This is a genomic window from Candidatus Omnitrophota bacterium (assembly GCA_003598025.1).
In the GTDB taxonomy this organism is placed as follows: Bacteria; Omnitrophota; Gorgyraeia; order Gygaellales; family Profunditerraquicolaceae; genus Profunditerraquicola.
This window is the reverse complement of record QZKH01000002.1, coordinates 307,002-327,628: the sequence shown is the minus strand read 5'-3', so window position 1 is coordinate 327,628 and position 20,627 is coordinate 307,002. Positions and strand designations below refer to the sequence as shown.

The window sequence follows — 20,627 nt, the reverse complement described above, 5'->3', positions numbered from 1 at the left end:
TCAGGATTTTATAAACAATTCTTTATAAAGCTTCTCTTCTATATTTTTTACCGGCCCAATCAAGGCGAGGTTTAACCCTTCTTCCTTAAAAATCGCCTGAGCCAAGCCTCTTATATCTTCCCTGGAAACGTTATTTATACCGTTCATTATCTCTTCAACAGAATATAGCCTGCCTATAGTGGATATGGATTCTCCGATCCATAGCATATGGTCCATAGTATCCTCGAGCGATAGCATTAATTGCCCGGCATAAAATTCTTTTGCCCTTTTAAGCTCGTCTTCCGTGATAAGTGTTTCCCTGATCTTTTTTGCCTCTGCCAATATAAGCTTAAGCGCCTCTTCTACTTTGGTATTATCAATACCGGCATGGATGATAAACGAGCCGCAATCATGGAATTTTTTTACCGCAGCCCCGATTTCATAAGCTAAGCCGCGCTTTTCCCTTATTTCGTTAAAAAGCCTGCTGGACATATTCCCGCCCATAATGATATGCATAAGCGCTAAAGCATATTTCATAGGATGGTCTCTCTTTAAGGCATGAAAAGCTAATGCAAGATGGGTCTGCTCTGTATCTTTATGGAAAAGGTTTAACTGTGGTTTTGCCTGCTTGATGCTTACTGGCAGGAATTCATTATCCTGGCCTTGTCCTACGCCTGAAAATATTGTCTCTACTTTAGAGGCAAATTTATCCGGATCAAGTTGCCCGGCGGCGCTGACAATTATACCTGAAGCTGCATAATACCTGCGCTGGTATTCAACCAGGTCTTCCTGTTTTATGCGCTTAACCGACTCTTCGCTTCCGGCTATACTCATACCTAAAGGCTGAGCCGGCCAAAGCAAAGCATCCAAGAGCTCATAAACATAGCTCTGCGGAAGATCCCTGTACATCTTTATCTCTTCGAGGATAACCGTCCTTTCCTTTTCTATATCTTGGCTGTCGAGTAAAGGATTAAGGGACATATCGGCAAGTATATTAAGACAGAGGTCGCAATATTGAGCGGGAGCCTTCACTAAATAACAAGTAAGCTCTTCAGAGGTAAACCCGTTAAGGCTGCCTCCGATACCCTCTATAGACTCTTTTATTTCCCTGCAGGAATATTTCTTGCTTCCTTTGAATATCAGATGTTCAAGGTAATGGCTTATGCCTTTATTGCTGTTGTTTTCATACCTGCCTCCGGTCTTTATCCATATACCCAAAGATAATGACCTGCGCGCCTCCATTGAGCAGGTAATTATACGCAAGCCGTTATCAAGTGTTTTTTTGTCGTATTTCATTTATATTTTAAGAGAAGAAACAAATGCTGCAACTTTATTAATAAAGGCTGGGTGCTTACTGCATTCTTTTATCTTTTTCACTATTGCGCTGCCGACAATTACTCCGTCTGCTATTCTGGAAATCTTCAAGGCCTGGTCCCTGTTTGAGACCCCAAAACCTACGCACACCGGCTTTGAGGTTATATTCTTTATTGCCCTGAGGTTTACCAGCAGGTCACCAGGAATATTGCTGCGTGGACCGGTTACACCGGTTGTGGAAACATAATAAATGAAACCCGTAGTATTCTTTGCTATAAATTTCATCCTCTCCCTGGATGTGGTAGGAGAGACAAAAAATATCGTATCTAAACCTGTCTTCCTTGCTTTTTTTATCAATCCGGCGGCTTCATCGGGCGGCAGATCCGGGACAATAAGCCCGTCAACTCCGCTTGCAACCGAATCCCTTACGAACCTGTCCTGGCCGTAACGGAATACGGGGTTATAATACGTCATAAGGCACAGCGGCAGTCTTACCTGCTTTCTAGCCCTTCTTACAGTCTGAAGTATATTAACAACGTTAACCCCTTTATTTAAAGCCTCCTGGGAAGATTCTTGTATTATCGGCCCGTCTGCCATAGGGTCTGAAAAAGGGATGCCTAATTCTATGATATCAACTCCGGCTTGCTCAAGCCGGATTATCAGTTTTTCTGTAGCGCTCAGGCTTGGATACCCGGCAGTAATAAAAGCAACCAGGGCTTTTTTGTTTTTACGCTTTAACTCTTTGAATTTTTTTTCTATCCTGTTCATAGCTTAAGCTCTTTTGTTGCTATACCCATATCTTTGTCACCCCTGCCGGAAAGACAGACAATTATAACAGAGCCTTTCTTTATCTTGCCGCGTAGCTTCTGCAAAAAAGCTATTGCATGTGCTGATTCCAAAGCAGGTATTATGCCTTCATATTCTGAAAGCATCTTAAATCCCTGAAGCGCTTCTTTATCGTTGACACAATAATAACTAGCCCTTTTGATAGACTTATAATAGGTATGCTCAGGGCCCACTCCAGGATAATCAAGGCCGGCTGCTATAGAATAAGCTTCCTTAACCTGGCCAAACTTATCCTGCAGCAACCCGGATTTAGAGCCATGCAGGACACCGATACTTCCGGCTACTAAAGTAGCCGCATGTTTCTGGGATTTTATCCCCCTGCCGGCTGCCTCTACCCCGATAAATTTTACGCTCTTATCTTTAAAGAAGGGGTGAAATAAACCCATAGCATTACTGCCCCCTCCGACACAGGCAACCAGGTAATCCGGAAGTTTGCCCTCCTGCATTTTTATCTGTTTTCTGGCCTCCACACCGATTACTGATTGAAAATGCCTCACTATCAAAGGATAAGGATGCGGGCCGGCTACGCTACCTATTATATAATAGGTATCACGCACATTTGTTACCCAGTCTCTTAAAGCTTCTGTCATGGCATCTTTCAATGTCCTGGAACCAGAAGTAACAGGGACAACACGGGCTCCCAATAATTTCATTCTATAGACATTTAAAGCCTGCCTTTCTATATCTTCTTTACCCATATAAACGAAACACTCAAGGCCAAAAAGTGCAGCTACCGTAGCAGTGGCAACTCCGTGTTGCCCGGCACCGGTTTCGGCTATTATCCTCTTTTTGCCCATTCTAACAGCAAGCAATACCTGGCCCAGTGTATTATTTATCTTATGCGCTCCCGTATGCAGCAGATCCTCTCTTTTTAAATAGACCCTTGAGCCGATAAATTTACTTAAACTCTTGGCAAAATATAACGGCGTAGGCCTGCCTGCATAATCTTTAAAATACCCGCTAAGCTCGCGCTTGAATTTAACATCGGTTTTAACCCTGTTAAACTCATGCTCAAGCTGGTTCAACGCAAACACCAGCGTCTCCGGCACGAATCTGCCGCCGAACTCTCCAAAATGTCCCTTTTTATCCGGATTCATATTTTTGTATAGTGGTTTAAAATTGTGTTAGACCTTTACCTAAAGCGTCCGTAATCCTGAACCATAGGTTATCGAGATTTCTCAGCATCTCAATTACAACTGATCCCGCATATTCAACACCCATGGGCGCATAATAATAACGGTGACTGCCCATCTCAAAAAATGCCCCTTCGAACAAAAACCTTATAAGAAAAAATACCAGGTAGACAAAGATGTGGAACACCAGCACAGAAACAACCATAAACAGAAGACAGCCGATCAAACAATTTAAACAACCTCTTTTGTTCTTAAGTGATTCTCCGCAGAACCTGCACTTAATCGCCTCATCCTGTATTTTCTCTGCACAGTAAGGGCACTTCTTCATATTTTGGTTCTTTTTACTGCGTTTATAAATCTTCTGACCCTGGCTGCGTCTTTCTTTCCAGGGCGCGATTCCAAAGATGAAGAAACATCAACCCAGTCGGGACGGACAATTTTTATTGCCAAACCCACATTTCCGGCTGTTAAGCCTCCGGAAAGAAAAAACAATTTATTATTTCTTGGGATGCCCTTTAATAATTTCCAGTCAAACCTGCGGCCAGTCCCCCCGGCAACATCCTTGTCAAAAGTATCAAAAAGCAAAGCATATACATTATATCTGTTTATCTCCTTCTTATCTATAGCTTTTCTTACCTTGAGGCATTTTATTACCCTGTAGCCTTTAAATCCTCTGCAGAACTGCGGCGTCTGCCCGCCATGCAATTGTAAAGCATCTAGTTTACACGAACGTAAAATATTTTTTATGGACTTTCGGCTTCCCCCGACAAATACGCCGACTTTCATTATCCCCGAAGGCAAACGTTCAATTATGCTCTTTGCATCTATAGGGCGTATATACCTGGGGCTTTTTTTGTAAAATACAAAGCCTAAGGCATGCGCCCCCAGCCTGATTGAATCAAGGGCATCTTTAATGTTAGTTATCCCGCATATTTTTATCTTAACCATTTAAGCTACCAGCCCATTATTTCTTCTATTTTCTGACGGACATCCTGGCTGCTCATAATAGCTTCTCCGATAAGTACGGCGCTTGCCCCGAGAATCTTGAGAAATAATATATCCTGATAAGTCTTTATCCCGCTTTCTACTACGACTATTTTTTCTTTAGGGATAAGCGGGAACAATTTTTCGGTTATTTTGAAATCCACTTCCAGCGAATGAAGATCACGGTTATTTATACCGATTAGCGGCACTTTAAGGTTCAGGACTTTTTTCAGCTCTTTCTCGTCATGCACCTCTACCAGGCAATCAAGTCCGAGCTCTTTTGAAATCCCCATCAATTCAACCAGCTTATCCTTAGAAAGTATATCTGCTATAAGAAGTACTGCATCGGCTCCAAAAACACGGGATTCATAAATCTGGTATGCCTCCATGATAAAATCTTTCCTTAAAACAGGGAGGTTTGCATTATCTCTGGCTATCTGTAGATAAGATAAGTTCCCCTGAAAAAAATCTTCTTCGGTCAATACCGAAATAGCCTGTGCCCCGGCCTCCTGGTAAGCAGCTGCAAGTTTAGCAATGTCAAAATCTTGGCGTATCAGGCCTTTTGACGGAGAGGCTTTCTTCAACTCAGCAATAAGCGATATCTGTTTTGGCTTAGCTATAGCCTGGGTGAAACCACGGGCCTCGGGTAAACCTGTTAGCCTGGATTTAAGCTCATCTTCGGGCAAGGCTTGTTTTGCAAGAAGTAATTTTTCTTTCTTAACTTTTATTATTTCTTTAAGCGTGTCTTTCATAGGTTTAACGGGAATATTCGATTAAAAGTTCTAATTTTCTTAACGCCCGGCCCGAATCAATAGATTCGGCTGCAAGCCCCATACCGCTTTTTATAGAACCGACGGTTCCTGCCGCAAATAATGCTGCCGCAGAATTCAAAACAACTATATCGCGGCAAGGACTTTTACTCCCACCTAAAACATCCATTATGACCTTTTTGTTACCGGCGATATCGGAAGTTTGTAAATATTTCAAATCTACCCTTTTGATATTAAAATCTTCCGGGAAAATCTTATAAGTCGATATCTTGCCATTGCGCAGCTCTGAAACCACAGTAGAATCTGAAACCGATATTTCATCCAGGCCGTCATCACCGCATACAACCAGAGCACTCTTACTGCCTAGCTTCATCAATACGCTGGCTAAATCCCGGGTAAGCGCAGGCTCAAATACTCCGATCAATTGATGTGTTGCCGAAGCAGGGTTTGCCAAAGGACCCAATATATTAAATATCGTCCTCCTGCCTATCTGCTTTCTGGCAGGCATGGCGTTCTTCATAGCCGGATGCATTCTCTGCGCAAAAAGAAAAGCTATGCCTATATCATCAAGGCATGCCTCTATCTTTTCTACGCTCATCTCAATGTTCACGCCTAAAGACTCAAGGATATCGGCGCTTCCGCAGCAGCTTGAGACTGAACGGTTTCCATGCTTTGCTACAGTAACACCGCATCCGCTGGCCACGAATGCCACTGCGGTAGAAACATTAAAAGTCCCTTTCTGGTCACCACCCGTGCCGCAGGTATCCAGTATCTCTTTCTCCTTCGGGCTTATCTTCACGGCAAACTTGCGCATTACCCTGGCTGCAGAAGTCAACTCTTCGACAGCATAACCTTTATCCTCCAGGGCCAGCAAAAACCGGACAATATCCTCCGTAACGGCTTTACCTGCCATTATCTCCTCCATGGCAGAATACATCTGCTCAGGATTTAAGTCCTTTTTTTCTTTTAATAAGGTTATAGCTTCCTGGATCATATGCTTTGGATTTTGATTAAAACTCTTTCAGGCGGCTTTCAGGAAATTAGCAAGTATATCCTTGCCGCATCTTGTCAATATGGATTCCGGGTGGAATTGCACGCCCCAAGTCGGAAAAATCTTATGCTTTAAACCCATTATTTCTCCTTCTTTTGTCTTTGCTGTTATCTCAAGGCATCCGGGAAGAGAGCTGCGCTCGACAATCAATGAATGATACCTTGTAGCTTCAAAAGGATTAGGGATCCCGCGGAATATTTCTTTACGATTGTGATAAATCAACGAAGTCTTGCCATGCATAAGTTTACGCGCATTGATTATCTTGCCCCCATAAACATAACCTATACATTGATGCCCCAGACAAACCCCTAATATCGGGACTTTGCCTTCAAGTTCTTTTATAACGGCGCAAGATATTCCGGCATCCTCCGGCCGGCCCGGACCGGGAGAAATCAATATCTTAGCCGGCTTTAACCTTTTAATCTGGTTAATAGTAATCTTGTCATTTCTATAGACTTTTACGTCCTGGCCCAGCTCGCCCAGATACTGGACCAAGTTATAGGTAAATGAGTCATAATTATCAATCATTAAAATCATTCTTTTTCTCTCCATATCTTTGCGCCTAGCCCCTGCAGCTTGGATTCCATATTTTCGTAACCACGTTCAAGATGATAGATCCTGGAAACTGAAGTTCTGCCCTTGGCACACAAGCCGGCTAATACAAGCCCCGCAGAGGCCCTCAAGTCAGATGCCATGACCGCAGCCCCGCTAAGCGATTTCGCCCCTTCTACCACCGCATGCGGACCCTCTCTTTGAATACGCGCTCCCATACGGTTAAGTTCGGCAACATGCATAAAACGGTCAGGGTATATCTTTTCTGTAATTAGGCTTATCCCGGGAGTAACGGTCATAAGACTCATGACCTGCGCCTGCATATCCGTGGGAAAACCCGGATAAGGCAATGTGGTAATATTAATTGGCTTTAGCCTTCCCTTATATTTTACCCTTATTGAACCGTTACTCTTATATATGCCTGCACCTGCTTCCTGCAGTTTATCGATAAGCGCGCCCAGATGCTGGTACAATGCTCTTTTTATAGTTATATCTCCGCGCGTAATAAGCGCAGCGACCATCAGGGTGCCTGCTTCTATCCTGTCAGGGATTATCTCGTGCTCAGCACCTTGCAGGTGGTTTACACCCTCTATCTCAATTATCGGGGTGCCGTGGCCCTTTATCTTAGCTCCCATCTTTATCAGGAACTCCGCTAAATCTACTACCTCAGGCTCGCAGGCAGCAGATTCAATCACTGTTTTACCTTTGGCTAAAACCGCTGTCATCATTACGTTATCAGTAGCCAGCACAGAAGAACCGAATACGCCTCCCAAATAAACATAGGCGCCTTTTAATTTTCTGGCATTGGCAATAACATAACCCGATTCGATATTGATATCCGCTCCAAGAGACTTAATGCCTTTTAAATGCAGGTCTACTGGGCGCACACCTATAACGCATCCGCCCGGCAAAGAAACCTCTGCCTTTTTAAAGCGGCCTAAAAGCGGGCCCAGGACACAGAATGAAGCGCGCATGGTAGAAACAAGCTTGTAATCCGCAAAATATTTGAGTTGTTTACCCGTTGTAATCCTGACATTTTTGCCGTCAAGGTCGATGTTCTTGCCCAATGACTTAAGGATCTTGAGCATAGTATTTGTATCCCGCAACATCGGCACTCCTTTAATCACACAGGGCTTGTCCGTTAACAGAGTTGCCGCAAATATCGGCAGTACCGAATTCTTTGAGCCAGAAACCTCAACTTCGCCTTTTAACCTATTACCGCCTTCAATTATAAGTTTATCCATATTTAGCTATTATGACCCTTTCAATATCATTGTAATCTTTAACCTTACCTATTATCTCAAATTTATCATTTTTGTAAAAAATATTTTTTATTCTTTCCGCCTGGCCCAGGCCTGCCTCAAAAACTATGAATCCGTTTTCTTTCATAAATGAAGGCGCATCAGAAATTATCGCTTTATAGAAATCCAGGCCGGAATCCCCGCCGTCAAGCGCTAACCTCGGCTCAAAATGGATCTCTTTTTCTAATCTGCCTATCATACCTCTTTCTACATACGGGGGATTCGAAACTATGAGGTCGTATTTCTTCCGCGGATTAAGTTCCTTGAATAAATCGCTTTTTATGAAATTTATCCTGCCTGCAACTCCGTTTCTATGAGCATTATCCGCAGCCACTGATAGAGCGCCGCCGGATATATCAACAGCATCGATGGATAATGTTTTCGGGCATAATTTTGCCAAAGAAACAGCTATGCATCCGGAACCTGTGCCAATATCCAAAACTGACGCCTTGCCTTTAGCGGAAATATTTCTTATTATACCTATGCATTCCTCTACCATGATCTCTGTCTCGGGCCTGGGGATAAGCACGCTCCTGTTTACCTTAAATTCAAAACCCATGAATTCGGTCTTGCCTAAAATATACTGAAGGGGCTCTCCGTTAAGCCTGCGTTTAAATACGCTAGAAATCTTAGAAAGCTGCCTGCGGTTAAGTATAACACCTCTTGCGGAATATAAAGACACTCTATCGCACTGCAGGACATCCGTAAATACAAGTTCAGCTTCGTTCATTCAGCTTATCCTCGTTAGCTTTGATAATGGCCGATATTAATTCATCCATATCGCCTTCTAATACGGACTCAAGCCTGTGAGAAGTAAAGTTTATCCGGTGGTCAGTAACCCGCCTGTCAGGGAAATTATAGGTTCGTATTTTTTCGCTCCTGTCTCCGCTCCCGATTTGAGATTTACGCTCTTCTGAGACCTTTTTAAATTCTGTTTCCCTCTTTACCTCCAATAGCCTTGCTCTTAAAATCCTCATTGCCTTTGTTTTATTCTTAAGCTGAGACCGTTCATCCTGGCAGGCTACAACCATTCCCGTAGGTATATGGGTAATACGCACTGCCGAATCGCTCTTCTGCATATGCTGGCCTCCGGGGCCTGAAGACCTGTAAGTATCAATCCTTAGGTCTTTAGGGTCAATGACAAGCTCTACGTCTTCGGGCTCAACTAATACTGCAACAGTAGCAGTCGAAGTGTGTATTCGGCCCTGGGCTTCGGTGTGAGGGACGCGCTGCACCCTATGCACTCCGCTTTCAAATCTCATATGTTTAAAAACATCCTTGCCTTTTATAGCAAAGACTATTTCCTTGAACCCGCCTAATTCAGTAGGGTGGGATGACATTACCTCTACGGCCCAATTCTTGGTTAAGGCATATTTGGAATACATCCTGAAGAGGTCAGCGGCAAACAGCCCTGCCTCCATGCCCCCGGTACCCTGGCGGATCTCCACTATGACATCTTTACCGGATTCTTCATCCCTGGCTTTCAATGCCTCAATAAGGCTTTTCTCCAGCTGTTGTTTCTTCTCTTTGAGCTCATGTAATTCGCTGTTAGCAAGCTCAATGAATTCTTTATCATGCTTGGCGCTCAGCATAGCCTTAAGCTCGTCAATATTCCTTGCTGTCTTCTCATATTCCCTGAACAATGATACTTTATTGGATATGGAAGAAAGTTCCTTGGCAAGCCTGCTGTATTGCTCTTTGTCAGCTATCACCTCCTGAGAAGCCAACAAGTGCTCAAGTTCGCTATATCGTTTTTCAAAAGCCTGATATTTTGACAAATCAAGTTTTTCAGCCATTTGATTTCTTATACTTCTTAATAAACTTCTCTACCCTTCCCGCTGAATCAACAAACTTTTGCTTTCCCGTAAAATAAGGATGGCACTTAGAACAGACCTCTACCCTTATGTTCGGTTTTGTGGAACGGGTATGGATCGTCTCTCCGCATGCACATACTATCGTACAGTCTTTGTAATTGGGGTGTATTTTTTCTTTCATTCTTCCTCCTGTTTTTAATTCTCCAACATTAATGGTTCATACTGTTTAAAAACTCTTCGTTGTTCTTGGTCTTGGCCAGCTTTTCTATCAGAAGCTCCATCGCCTCGACGTTATTCAGCTCATTAAGCACTTTCCTTAATATCCATATTTTTTGGAGCTTTTCCTGCTTCATAAGCAGCTCCTCATGGCGTGTATTCGACCTTTTTATATCAATCGCCGGATATATCCTGCGCTGGAAAAGATTGCGGTCAAGCTGGAGCTCCATGTTGCCGGTGCCCTTGAACTCTTCAAATATTACCTCGTCCATCCTGCTGCCGGTATCGATAAGAGCTGTGGCAATAATCGTGAGGCTTCCGCCTTCCTCAAGCCCTCTTGCGGCACCGAAGAACCTCTTAGGTTTCTGCAAGGCGTTGGAATCAATACCGCCGGATAAAACCTTGCCGCTATGCGGGATTACAGAGTTATAAGCCCTGGCAAGCCTTGTGATACTGTCTAAAAGTATAACCACATCTTTCTTGTGCTCTACAAGGCGCTTAGCTTTTTCCAATACGATCTCAGCGACCTGCAAATGCCTCTCCGGAGGCTCGTCAAAGGTAGAAGAAACCACCTCGCCGTTAACATGCCTCTGCATATCCGTAACCTCTTCCGGCCTTTCATCTATTAGAAGAACGATCAAGATAGATTCCGGATGATTTGTGGTTATGGCATTGGCTATCTTCTGCAGCAATACTGTCTTTCCGCTGTAGGGCTGGGCGACAATCAAGCCTCTCTGGCCTTTGCCTATAGGTGTAAGCAGGTCCATGACCCTCATCGACAATTCCTCGGGTTTTGTCTCAAGGTTGAATCTCTCCTGGGGATAAATAGGAGTAAGGTTGTCAAAAAGGACTTTTTCTTTTGCATCTTCGGGATTCTCAAAATTCACCGCTTCCACCTTAAGAAGGGCAAAATATTTTTCTCCCTCCTTCGGCGGCCTGATCTGGCCTGATACGGTATCCCCCGTCCTTAGGTCAAATTTTCTGATTTGAGAAGGAGATATGTATATATCGTCAGGGCACGGTAAATAATTATAATTGGTTGACCGCAAGAACCCGAAGCCTTCAGGGAGTATCTCCAATATGCCCTCCCCGAACATCAGGCCCTCTTTCTCCGCCTGCGCCTGCAGCAATTTAAATATCATCTCTTGTTTTCTCAAACCGCTTATGCCGTTAATATTCATCGCCTTGGCAATCTTGTTCAACTCGGATATTTTCTTATCTTTTAATTCGCTTATTACTAACTTTTCCACAACTTCCTCCTTATTTTTTCTACCTGTACGCTTGTATTTTTGAAACTGCGGTTATTATCTATTACAAAATCCGCTAAGCGGAGTTTATCCCGGATAGGCATCTGGTTTTTAGTCCTATCCTTAATCTCTTGAATGCTGAAACCTCTTTTACCTGAAAGCCTCCGAGCTATCGTATTTGCTGAGGCCTTAACCACGATCACTTTATCTGATATGCGGCTCAACCCTGACTCAATCAATAAAGGGACATCAAGCAGTATTATCCTGTATTTACTGGCAGATATTTTCTCTTTTATGGCCCTGATTACTTCAGGATGAATGATGCTGTTCAAACTTACCAAAGCCTTCCTGTCGCAAAATACACGGCCTGCAAGGCGTACCCTATCAATATGCCCGTTCTTCCTTAAAATCGCCTTACCGAAAACCTTTACTATCTTATTGTAAGCCTTTGCCCCGGGGGAAACTGCCTTGCGCGCGAGTTTATCAGCATCTATCACATAAGCGCCGAGCTCACGGAATAGACCTGCCACGGTGGACTTGCCGCTGCCGAAATTACCGGTCAAGCCGATGACTAATTTTTTATTATATTTCTTTTGCTTTCTCATACAGCTTTATGTATTGCCTGGCGGATCTTTCCCAAGAGAAGTCCGCTTCCATCGCATTAACTACTAATTTAGCCCACTCTTTCTTATCAGTGTAAACGGCAAGAGCTTTTTTTACTGTTTCCGCAAGCGGATTACAGCCATACTTATAAAAGACAAAGCCGTTATCTTCATTTACGCTGTCAGCTAAACCTCCGGTATTAAAAACAATCGGTATACTGCCGTACTTAAGGCTTATCATCTGCCCAAGGCCGCAAGGTTCATATTGAGAAGGCATCAGAAACATGTCTGCACCTGCATATATTTTATGCGCCAGGAGATCATCAAAAGCAAAATTGACAGATATTTTCCCGGGGTATTTTTTGGCTGCGGCTTTAAGTAATTTCTCGTATCTATCTTCTCCCTTGCCCAGGATGACCACTTGAAGCGGCAGACTGCATATCTTATCAATAGCCTCGCAGATAATGTCAAAACCCTTGTGCTCCACTATCCGGGAAACCATGCCGACTACCGGCACATCTTTCTGCGGGAGAGAACAGACTTTCTGCAGGTCATTTTTATTTACTGTTTTTAAATGCACGTCTTCCGGTGAAAATTTCCTGGCGATAAAATCGTCTTTCCGGGGATCCCATATAGAATAATCTATGCCGTTTAATATTCCATAAAGCCTGTCGGAACGCTCCTTCAATAATCCTTCAAGCCCGAAACCAAACTCCGAAGTCTGTATATCCCGGCTGTACCTCGGGCTGACGGTATTAATAATATCGCAAAACCTTATGCCCGCCTTAAGCAAATTCACCTTGCCGTAAAATTCCAATCCATCAACGCTGAAAAATGAATTATCTAATCCAAGTTTGGGATATTCTTCTTTAGGAAAAATCCCCTGGTAACCAAGGTTATGAAGCGTTAAAAGTGTCTTTATATTTTTATAATAAGGGTCTTTTGAATAATTTGCCTTTAGATAAACCGGTATCAGGCATGTCTGCCAATCATTGCAGTGGATAACATCCGGCTTAAGGCTAAATTCTTTAATCAGCGCAAGCGACCTATTGCAATAATAGGAAAACCTTTCAAGGTTATCCTTATAATCACCGTTGGAATCCGTATATAAAGACGGTCTGTCAAAGAAAGCCTTATTCTCTATAAAAAATATATTAATCCTGCTGCCGATAACTGCCTTATAAGTTGCATTTCCTGCTTTGGAGAGCTTGAATTTAGCCCTGTCCACCAAGGAATATAAAGGCATAACGATATTTACTTTTACGCCGAGTTTCTCTAAAGATAAAGGCAGCGCACCAGAAACATCGGCAAGGCCGCCTGTTTTTGCAAACGGGACAACTTCAGAAGAACAATACAACACCTCAATCATTTAATTTCAGCTCCTTCATATCCAGCCAGTTTAAACCTGACTTCATATCTACCGTAATAGGGACATCAAGAACAAGCACATGCTCCATGGCATTCTTTACCATCTTAGAGAAAACATCCATCTCTCCGTTCGGGACATTAAAAATCAGTTCATCATGCACCTGCAGGATCATCTTTGATTTTAACCTGGCAGCAGATATTTCTTTTTGTATCCTGATCATCGCTAATTTTATAAGGTCGGAGGCGCTTCCCTGTATAGGGGTATTTACTGCCTGGCGCTGCGCCAGCTGCCTTATAGATTGGTTTTTGCTGCTTATATCAGGCAGGTACCTCCTCCTGCCAAGCAGAGTAGTGACAAACCCGTTCTTTTGAGCTGTATCTATCTGGGAATTTATATACTCTTTGACTTTGGGAAATCTTATGAAATAAGCGTCGATAAAACTCTGGGCCTCGTCCTGGGATATGTCAAGATCACGCGATAATCCAAAAGATGTGAGGCCGTAAATTATGCCGAAATTTACCCTTTTGGCTGTCTCACGCATATAATCCTGGACCTGGGGCTCTTCTACAGAATAAATCAAAGAAGCAGTCGCTTTGTGGATGTCTTTATTATTTCTGAATGCGCTAATCAGGTTTTCGTCTTTGGATAAATGCGCCAAAACCCTGAGTTCTATCTGTGAATAATCGCAGGACAATAACCTGCTGCCTTTATCAAAAGCAATCACTGCCCTTCTTATCTGCCTGCCAATCTCAGTCTTGACCGGTATGTTCTGAAGGTTTGGATTGCTGGAGCTGAGCCTGCCCGTCTCAGTCAGGGTCTGATTAAAAGAAGTATGCAGCATGCCTGTGTCTTTATTGACAAGATTCGGCAGTGTATCGATATAGGTATTCTTTAATTTAGTCAGCTGCCTGTATTCAAGAAGCAAGGCAGGAAGTTCGTGTTTCTTAGCAAGGGTCGTTAAAACCCCCTCATCTGTCGAGGGCCCGGTTTTACTGCGCCTTACGACGGGAAGTTTCAATCTTTCAAAGAGCACATCCCTTAACTGCTTTGGTGAATTTATATTAAACTGGGTGCCGCTTAATTTATAGATATCATCAACAAGGGCAATAAGTCTTTTTTCCAGTTCTTTGGAGATATCATTAAGCAATTTTGAATCTATTTTTATCCCGCCTATCTCCATCTCAGACAGGACTTCAGCCATAGGCATTTCTATTTCTTTAAAAAGATTGATTAGGGATTTTTTATTCAGCTCATCTTCCAGAAGCTCTTTTAACTCAATTATTAATTCAAGGGAACTTATTCCGTCATCGGGGTTGAATTTAACCGGCCTATCCAGATAATCAAATGCAATATCGCTGATAAGATTGTTGGCCTTAGCAGGGTTTAAAACATACCCGGCTATCATGGTGTCAAAATATAGGCCTTTTAAATCAACGTTTTCCCTGGCTAAAACGAACTTAAGTCTCTTGAGGTTGTGCCCTATTTTAAGGATCGAAGGGTCCTGCAATACGATTCTTAGGTTCTGGCCCGGGTTATTTACTTTAAAAAAATCTTTTCCTGTTGATAAATAAAGGCTATCAAAAGATTGCCCGGATAAATAGAGCAGGTTGGCGCCCTTGATGATGCTGCTGAGCTGGCTGTCTGGTATCGCCAGAACCTCCTGCTTATGTTCATTATTAGCAGGTTCATTCTTATCCAGATCTTTAAGCCATTTCTTAAACTCAAGGTGTTTATATAGCCTGGCAAGCGCATTATTATCCGGACCTACAGGACGTAAATCCTGCAGGCTAAAATCAATATCAACATTGCTGTCAAGCAAGGCCAGCTCCCTGCTCAGTCTGATAATTTCTGCATTATCGATGATGCTGCTCCTGATTTTCTCCTGTTTTACTTCATCCACCCTTGATATTAATTCATCTGCTGAGCCGAAAACCTTGACTAAAGATACGGCAGTCTTTTCTCCTATACCCTTTACACCGGGTATATTATCAACATCATCACCCATCAAAGATATAATATCGATTATAGAAGAAGGTTTTACTCCAAAACGCTCCACTACCTTATCCTGGTCATATACTATATCTCCGTCTTTATGCGGGCTGATAACCACCACCCCTTCTCCGACAAGCTGAAGCATATCTTTATCTGAGCTGATAATAACCACGCAAAAACCGGCCTGCCTTGCGCGCTTTGTTATTGTTGCGATTATATCATCAGCCTCGAACCCTTCTTTTTCTATGAGCTTTATGCCGCTGGCAGTTATGATCTCTTTGATATAACCCATCTGCTCTGCCAGGCCGTCAGGCATAGGAGGCCTCTGCATCTTATATTCTGCGTACTTCTTCTGCCTGAAAGTATCCCTGGAAACATCAAAACATACGCCAATGTACTCAGGCTTATGCTCGCTAAGCAGCTTGTTGAGCATATTCACAAAACCATATATGGCATTAGTCGGCAGGCCAAAGGATGTCTTTAAGTCTTTCAGCGCGTAGAAAGCCCTATAACAAAAAGCTGTTGCATCAACCAGGTATATTTTCTTATCCTTCATTAATTTTATTCAAGGAATTCAATTTTCTCGGTAGGAAAGAATTTTTGTGGTTAACTATTCCGATAACAAAGTTCTACGGATATTATCAACGAAGTCGCGGATCTCGGCGTTAGATTCATCCAGTTGCATAGCATCTATGCCTTTCTTCAACGCCCCCACATCGTCTCCGCCTTCGTGCATTTTCTTGGCTTTTTCAAAGTAATACTTGGAAAGACTCTTATTATCCTTGCGGGCTTCGATCTCATTCATCAAGTCAGCAATCCGTTCTTCCTGTTCCGGGTCATAAGTTACGCCGGAATTCAAAGCTAGTATGTCGCTTCTGCGCTGGATTGCCCTCTGGGTCCAGGGGTCATTTACATCGCCAAGTTCTGCCCTTTTGCCCCAATAGTAAACTGCTTTATTGAGATCTCTCTTGCCTTCGTAGAATAAAGCCAAATTAGAATAAGCGCTCAGGAAATACTGGTCCGCTTTAATGGCTTTAAGATAATATTCTTCTGCCTTATCTTTCAGGCCCTGTATTTCGAATATTATAGCCATATCATTGTATGGAACGGCATATAAAGGATCGAGTTCAATTGCCTTCTTATACAACCCCAGAGCCTGGTCATAATTACCAACCCGCTGGAGCTCTATCCCCTGAGACCTATATAACCTGGCCTGCTCCCTTAACGCGCCAAGGCCCTGGACCTCTCCTGCGGCATAAGAAACTGGCACGCTGCTGCTTTTTGTCTCAATCTGCTGCGAACCTTTAAACAGGTTATCGTAAGGAAGATAATTGCTAACCGCTTCCTCAGAGAATGCAGTGTGGGCAGAAAAAAAACTAAACGTTAAAAAAAACGTAAACCCTATTGCTATTTTCACCTTATTATAATTATGGTGGGAATGGTTAGGCATAAATTATGTATTAATAATATCTTATAAAATTTAAAACGTCAAGAAAAAAATTACATCAACGGCTCCATCTCAAGAGCAGGGTGCTTTACCTTAGAAAGGAAATCAAGCAGTTCCTGTGAATTAGTCGCCACGGTCTCATCAGCTATTTTATCCAGCAGGCCGGGCACGCCTAATTCCTGGGCGCGCTTCTTCAACTTATCAGACAACATTTCTTTAAGTTCCTTGGGCATCCACACCAGCCTTTTTAATCCGCCTTCAGCGCTTATGAATTTTTTGCTCGCCAAATAAAGCTTCCCTACCCCCAAGAACCCCGGAGTCTGCGCCCCTCCCCCTACAGAACCGGCCAGAGTAGTGAAACTCATACCGCATGGGGTCATGCCTGAAAAATCACGGTGCACAACCATAACCCCGTTTGCCTCGGGGATTATCGCAAGTATGCATTCAAAACAACCGCATGAAGATTGAGGGGAGTCCATCAAAGAATACATGCTAACACTCTCAATTGTCTTATTTGACTTAAGGTGCACAAAATCGTTTATCCCGGACCATTTACCTAACTTGGTGTCGATAACCGCGCCTTTTGCCACCGGTTGATTCGGACCCGTAGGCGTTATTTCATAAGAAGCTTTGCCGTCCAGCCAGGAATAGGCGCCGCATAACCCCAGGCGCTCGGGCGTGATTATGCAAACGTGGTTCGGCGCAAATGACTGGCACAACAGGCAGGAATAAAAAGTATCCACGCTTTCATCGGTCATACCGCTTATGCGTTCATCCCTTTCATTAAAAGCTGCCCTGGCTTCATGTCCAAACAATCTTTCAACATCCTCTTTACGCGTATACATCTTTACCTGGACCTTATCAATAATACTGCTGTACTCCTGATGCATCATGGCATGAAGGATGACCCCGATATGTTTAAGCCTGAAACCTTTATCAAAGGCATCCTTGGATATCCTGATCCAATTCATATCCCTCTGGCCTATATGCATTACACCCATAGCGTAGTTAATAAAACGATGGATCTGTCTCTCTAATATAGGTTCAAAATCTTTTTGCATTTTGCGCCCGGAGACTTCTAGGATGAGCGCCAGCGGCATACTCTTGGAGTTTTCTTCTTTTTCGTCTATTTCCGGGCCGATCAATTCCACCTTCCCGTCTTCTACATTTTTAGAATCCCTGCACGCAAGGAACTCAAAAGCGGTATTGCCTTTACCGCCGAATTCAACGTATAAGTTTTCTCTCCTTACCCTCTCACCCTCAAAAGCAGCAGCGTAAGGAACAGGAATATCAATATTAGTTACCTTGACTTTCAATCCTCTTGTCTCTATGCATTTACCGGCAAGCTTTTTATAATCCTTCTCGGTTACCAGCGCCTCATACAAAGTAGTATCGATCTTGCCCAGCTGCGGCACATCAAGATCCGTAATAATAGGAAAACCCAAAGCCAGCGCGCCAAGCCCGGTTGCGACCAGCACTTCATCTACATGGCTTAACAGGACGACGAAAGCCGGGACTTTTGTCCTGGTGTAATTCAATATCTCCTGCCATTGCCCGGGCTTATAACCACCGTACATCAAGGGAGCCCTGATTGCCCAATTAACAGAATAAATCGCGGATAAATAATCCTGGCCTAACGGGACTATATAGTTATCAAGCCCGATCTCGATCTTCCTCTTTTCAAGCTGCTCTTTAAAAGTTTTACCGTTAGCGGTCCCTGCCAGCAGGCTCACTATGCTCCTGCTCTGGAAATTCCTGATCAGCTCAACGGCTGAATCTTCGTCTTTTGCCGGACCCAATATAACGGCGATACCGGCTATCCTGCCGTCTACTAACTGTAACCCTAAAGAACGCAGCAGGGTGTCAGATAAAAAGCCTGTTCCCGAGCCGCTGGGATGCTTAGCGTCAAAATAACTCAGGGCAGCCAGTATCTCTTCGCAGATAAGCGTAGATAAACCCTTGTTAAATATCCCGCCCAATGCTTCTATATTTACTCCGTTTGCGCTGGGTTCGTTTTTACTCAAACGCAAGGCATCATCCAGCGCCTGTAAACAATCACCAAGCGTCTTGACTTCTCTTTTAAGGATCGCGTTTATAAACGGGAGGTAAAAATTAGTCTCAGGAAATGCGATCTTCTGTGCCCCGGATTTCTTGGCTATTACGCTATTTAATGTTTCCCGGGTTAAATTTATGACCGCCTCATTCCCTTTGCTTCCTAAATTGATTAAGACTTCTGACATGATTAATCTCCTGTGATTTTTATTAGGTTTTCCGCCAAGTTTATACCATCGTTAAGGCAATCTTCCCATGTTTTTTCTGCCTGAAAAGCATCCCTGCGCGATGCAACAGAGCCGCATGCAAAAATATCCTTATTACTGGTCCTCATTAAATCATCAACAGCTAAACGGGAATCGATTGTCTCGATGCCGCAATTTTTCAAGAAACCTACATTTGCCTGCCTGCTATCAGTAAAAATAACTGCAGAAGCTGCTATAATCTTTCCCGAATAAAGCTTAACGGCCTGGACCTGGCCTTCGCCGATTATCTCCTGCGGCTTACTCTGGATCACCTCGACCCCCACGGGTAAAGCCTGCGCCTGACTTGGCGCCACTTCAGAAATTATCTTTACTCCTGTCTGATATTTAGCAGCTAAAGCCTCGGATAAATGCAGAGAAACATCATTAAGGCCTACCAGGCAAATCTGTTCATCAATAAAATAAGCGGTTATATCCTTTGCATCCTGCAGGCTGTAGAAAGAAAAGACCCCTGTTTTTCTGGAGCCGGGTATTTCAGGAACAACAGGTTTTTGTCCCGATGCGACTACCAGATAATCAAAGTTTAGGCTTGCCTGCTTATCTTTAAGGCTGAGCTGTTTTTTAGAAATATTGGCTGAGACAACGGCGCTGTCTTTAAGAAAATTTATATTGCTTTTGCGATAGAACTCTTCTTCGCAGACAAACAATTCTTTCTCTTCGTTAATATTACCTGAGATCAGTTCCGTAAGCTTCCGGCGGTCGTAAAAAGGATAGTTTTCTTCTGTTATAATACTTACTTCAAATTTATCAGATTTATTTTTTAAGTTTACGGCTGCGGTGTGGCCTGAAACCGAACAGCCGACTATGATTATTTTTTTCATAAACTAAAGACCTGCCTCATCCAATACCATAGGCACAACTTTATCCCAGCCTATCGGCATAATATGGATACCCTGGCACATAGGCCTAAGCTCTTTGATTAATCCGGCTGCAATTTTTACCGAAGCCTTGACTTTATCCTGTGCCTGCTGCATCTCAGCAATAAGGGAATCAGGGACAGATACGCCGGCAACGTTCTTATTCATAAATTTTGCCATGCCGGCCGACTTAAGCAGGACTACCCCCGCAAGTATTGTGGTATTAAGGTGTCTTGTCTTCTCTATAAAAACTTCAAACTTTCTCACATCATAAACCGCCTGAGTCTGGAAGAACACTGCTCCGGCTTCTATCTTCTTTTCCATCTTTATGATCTGAGGCTCTATCGGATCAGCTCCGGGGTTGACTACTGCCCCAAGGCAAAACTTAGGGAGAACGCCTTCCAGCTTGTTGCCGTTCATATCCTGACCTGACTCTAAGCCTTTTATTACTTGCAGCAATTGCACAGAATCAAGGTCGAATACCGGCTTGGCATCGGGATGATCCCCGGATTTAGGATGATCGCCGGTAAGCACCAAAATATTTTCAATGCCTAAAGCAGCGGCAGAAAGTATATCTGATTGCAAGGCAAGCCTGTTTCTATCCCTGCAGGTAACCTGGAATATCGGCTCAAAACCCTTCTGTTTTAAAAGGCTGCATACCGCAAGCGAACCAAGGCGCATGACTGAACTCTGAAGGTCGGTAACATTGATCCCGTCTACTCTTGCACGTACAAGCTCTGCGTCCTCAAGAATAGTCTTAGTCTCTATGCCTTTTGGAGGGCCGATCTCGGTGGTCAATAATGATTTCCCGGATTTTATCTTCTCGCTCAGAGTCATA

20 protein-coding genes are annotated in these 20,627 nt (G+C 43.4%); all 20 read right to left on the bottom strand.

Features of this window, described 5'->3' with window-relative positions:
- From C4533_01895 to C4533_01800, 20 genes are read right to left on the bottom strand one after another with little or no spacing between them, the layout of a single operon-like run.
- Nucleotides 1-1,275, bottom strand: coding sequence for an insulinase family protein (locus tag C4533_01895; GenBank protein RJP29763.1), 1,275 nt, complete (start codon nucleotides 1,273-1,275; stop codon nucleotides 1-3).
- A complete protein-coding gene (locus C4533_01890; GenBank protein ID RJP29762.1) occupies nucleotides 1,276-2,061 on the bottom strand; it encodes a tryptophan synthase subunit alpha in 786 nt (261 codons plus the stop codon). It lies immediately after the preceding gene.
- Nucleotides 2,058-3,236 (bottom strand): tryptophan synthase subunit beta, encoded by a 1,179-nt coding sequence (trpB, locus tag C4533_01885; GenBank protein ID RJP29761.1) that lies wholly within the window; start codon nucleotides 3,234-3,236, stop codon nucleotides 2,058-2,060. Before trpB ends, C4533_01890 begins: the two co-directional genes overlap by 4 nt.
- 16 nt (nucleotides 3,237-3,252) lie before the next feature.
- The gene (locus tag C4533_01880; GenBank protein RJP29760.1) at nucleotides 3,253-3,600 is read right to left on the bottom strand and encodes a hypothetical protein; all 348 of its coding nucleotides are present in this window, start codon (nucleotides 3,598-3,600) and stop codon (nucleotides 3,253-3,255) included.
- A complete protein-coding gene (locus C4533_01875) occupies nucleotides 3,597-4,220 on the bottom strand; it encodes a phosphoribosylanthranilate isomerase (protein RJP29759.1) in 624 nt (207 codons plus the stop codon). Before C4533_01875 ends, C4533_01880 begins: the two co-directional genes overlap by 4 nt.
- Before the next feature lie 5 nt (nucleotides 4,221-4,225).
- Nucleotides 4,226-5,008 carry an indole-3-glycerol phosphate synthase TrpC gene (gene trpC, locus C4533_01870; protein RJP29758.1) on the bottom strand — a complete coding sequence of 261 codons (783 nt, stop codon included), beginning with the start codon at nucleotides 5,006-5,008 and terminating at the stop codon, nucleotides 4,226-4,228.
- Nucleotides 5,009-5,012: 4 nt separating this feature from the next.
- Complete coding sequence (gene trpD, locus C4533_01865; protein ID RJP29757.1) at nucleotides 5,013-6,020, bottom strand: anthranilate phosphoribosyltransferase; 1,008 nt, start codon at nucleotides 6,018-6,020, stop codon at nucleotides 5,013-5,015.
- A 27-nt stretch (nucleotides 6,021-6,047) separates the two neighbouring features.
- Entirely contained in the window at nucleotides 6,048-6,614 is a 567-nt protein-coding gene (locus C4533_01860) for an aminodeoxychorismate/anthranilate synthase component II (GenBank protein RJP29853.1), read from the bottom strand.
- Nucleotides 6,611-7,873: a UDP-N-acetylglucosamine 1-carboxyvinyltransferase gene (murA, locus tag C4533_01855; GenBank protein ID RJP29756.1), complete on the bottom strand. Its 1,263-nt coding sequence runs from the start codon at nucleotides 7,871-7,873 to the stop codon at nucleotides 6,611-6,613. Before murA ends, C4533_01860 begins: the two co-directional genes overlap by 4 nt.
- Nucleotides 7,866-8,660 carry a peptide chain release factor N(5)-glutamine methyltransferase gene (prmC, locus tag C4533_01850; protein ID RJP29755.1) on the bottom strand — a complete coding sequence of 265 codons (795 nt, stop codon included), beginning with the start codon at nucleotides 8,658-8,660 and terminating at the stop codon, nucleotides 7,866-7,868. Before prmC ends, murA begins: the two co-directional genes overlap by 8 nt.
- Nucleotides 8,647-9,726 (bottom strand): peptide chain release factor 1, encoded by a 1,080-nt coding sequence (gene prfA, locus C4533_01845; GenBank protein RJP29754.1) that lies wholly within the window; start codon nucleotides 9,724-9,726, stop codon nucleotides 8,647-8,649. The genes prmC and prfA overlap by 14 nt, the downstream gene beginning before the upstream one ends.
- On the bottom strand, nucleotides 9,719-9,925 hold the full coding sequence (locus C4533_01840; GenBank protein RJP29753.1) for a 50S ribosomal protein L31: 207 nt from the start codon (nucleotides 9,923-9,925) through the stop codon (nucleotides 9,719-9,721). Before C4533_01840 ends, prfA begins: the two co-directional genes overlap by 8 nt.
- 28 nt (nucleotides 9,926-9,953) lie before the next feature.
- The gene (locus tag C4533_01835; GenBank protein ID RJP29752.1) at nucleotides 9,954-11,210 is read right to left on the bottom strand and encodes a transcription termination factor Rho; all 1,257 of its coding nucleotides are present in this window, start codon (nucleotides 11,208-11,210) and stop codon (nucleotides 9,954-9,956) included.
- Nucleotides 11,198-11,812: a dephospho-CoA kinase gene (locus C4533_01830; GenBank protein ID RJP29751.1), complete on the bottom strand. Its 615-nt coding sequence runs from the start codon at nucleotides 11,810-11,812 to the stop codon at nucleotides 11,198-11,200. The genes C4533_01835 and C4533_01830 overlap by 13 nt, the downstream gene beginning before the upstream one ends.
- A complete protein-coding gene (locus C4533_01825) occupies nucleotides 11,790-13,178 on the bottom strand; it encodes a glycogen synthase (protein RJP29750.1) in 1,389 nt (462 codons plus the stop codon). Before C4533_01825 ends, C4533_01830 begins: the two co-directional genes overlap by 23 nt.
- Nucleotides 13,171-15,726 carry a DNA polymerase I gene (gene polA / locus C4533_01820; GenBank protein RJP29749.1) on the bottom strand — a complete coding sequence of 852 codons (2,556 nt, stop codon included), beginning with the start codon at nucleotides 15,724-15,726 and terminating at the stop codon, nucleotides 13,171-13,173. The genes C4533_01825 and polA overlap by 8 nt, the downstream gene beginning before the upstream one ends.
- Nucleotides 15,727-15,780: 54 nt before the next feature.
- A complete protein-coding gene (locus tag C4533_01815) occupies nucleotides 15,781-16,620 on the bottom strand; it encodes a tetratricopeptide repeat protein (protein RJP29748.1) in 840 nt (279 codons plus the stop codon).
- 50 nt (nucleotides 16,621-16,670) lie between these two features.
- The gene (gene cdhC, locus C4533_01810; protein ID RJP29747.1) at nucleotides 16,671-18,857 is read right to left on the bottom strand and encodes a CO dehydrogenase/CO-methylating acetyl-CoA synthase complex subunit beta; all 2,187 of its coding nucleotides are present in this window, start codon (nucleotides 18,855-18,857) and stop codon (nucleotides 16,671-16,673) included.
- Between the two features lie 2 nt (nucleotides 18,858-18,859).
- Nucleotides 18,860-19,753, bottom strand: coding sequence for a hypothetical protein (locus tag C4533_01805; GenBank protein ID RJP29746.1), 894 nt, complete (start codon nucleotides 19,751-19,753; stop codon nucleotides 18,860-18,862).
- Nucleotides 19,754-19,756: 3 nt separating this feature from the next.
- Nucleotides 19,757-20,626, bottom strand: coding sequence for a 5,10-methylenetetrahydrofolate reductase (locus C4533_01800; GenBank protein ID RJP29745.1), 870 nt, complete (start codon nucleotides 20,624-20,626; stop codon nucleotides 19,757-19,759).
- Nucleotide 20,627: the final 1 nt, after the last annotated feature.

Coding starts and splice junctions, on each gene's coding strand:
- prfA (RJP29754.1), bottom strand. CDS start 9,726: ATGGCTGAAAAACTTGATTTGTCAAAATATCAGGCTTTTGAAAAACGA.
- C4533_01830 (RJP29751.1), bottom strand. CDS start 11,812: ATGAGAAAGCAAAAGAAATATAATAAAAAATTAGTCATCGGCTTGACC.
- C4533_01895 (RJP29763.1), bottom strand. CDS start 1,275: ATGAAATACGACAAAAAAACACTTGATAACGGCTTGCGTATAATTACC.
- C4533_01805 (RJP29746.1), bottom strand. CDS start 19,753: ATGAAAAAAATAATCATAGTCGGCTGTTCGGTTTCAGGCCACACCGCA.
- C4533_01800 (RJP29745.1), bottom strand. CDS start 20,626: ATGACTCTGAGCGAGAAGATAAAATCCGGGAAATCATTATTGACCACC.
- C4533_01825 (RJP29750.1), bottom strand. CDS start 13,178: ATGATTGAGGTGTTGTATTGTTCTTCTGAAGTTGTCCCGTTTGCAAAA.
- C4533_01840 (RJP29753.1), bottom strand. CDS start 9,925: ATGAAAGAAAAAATACACCCCAATTACAAAGACTGTACGATAGTATGT.
- polA (RJP29749.1), bottom strand. CDS start 15,726: ATGAAGGATAAGAAAATATACCTGGTTGATGCAACAGCTTTTTGTTAT.
- C4533_01875 (RJP29759.1), bottom strand. CDS start 4,220: ATGGTTAAGATAAAAATATGCGGGATAACTAACATTAAAGATGCCCTT.
- C4533_01880 (RJP29760.1), bottom strand. CDS start 3,600: ATGAAGAAGTGCCCTTACTGTGCAGAGAAAATACAGGATGAGGCGATT.
- C4533_01815 (RJP29748.1), bottom strand. CDS start 16,620: ATGCCTAACCATTCCCACCATAATTATAATAAGGTGAAAATAGCAATA.
- C4533_01860 (RJP29853.1), bottom strand. CDS start 6,614: ATGATTTTAATGATTGATAATTATGACTCATTTACCTATAACTTGGTC.
- prmC (RJP29755.1), bottom strand. CDS start 8,660: ATGAACGAAGCTGAACTTGTATTTACGGATGTCCTGCAGTGCGATAGA.
- trpD (RJP29757.1), bottom strand. CDS start 6,020: ATGATCCAGGAAGCTATAACCTTATTAAAAGAAAAAAAGGACTTAAAT.
- C4533_01890 (RJP29762.1), bottom strand. CDS start 2,061: ATGAACAGGATAGAAAAAAAATTCAAAGAGTTAAAGCGTAAAAACAAA.
- cdhC (RJP29747.1), bottom strand. CDS start 18,857: ATGTCAGAAGTCTTAATCAATTTAGGAAGCAAAGGGAATGAGGCGGTC.
- trpB (RJP29761.1), bottom strand. CDS start 3,236: ATGAATCCGGATAAAAAGGGACATTTTGGAGAGTTCGGCGGCAGATTC.
- trpC (RJP29758.1), bottom strand. CDS start 5,008: ATGAAAGACACGCTTAAAGAAATAATAAAAGTTAAGAAAGAAAAATTA.
- murA (RJP29756.1), bottom strand. CDS start 7,873: ATGGATAAACTTATAATTGAAGGCGGTAATAGGTTAAAAGGCGAAGTT.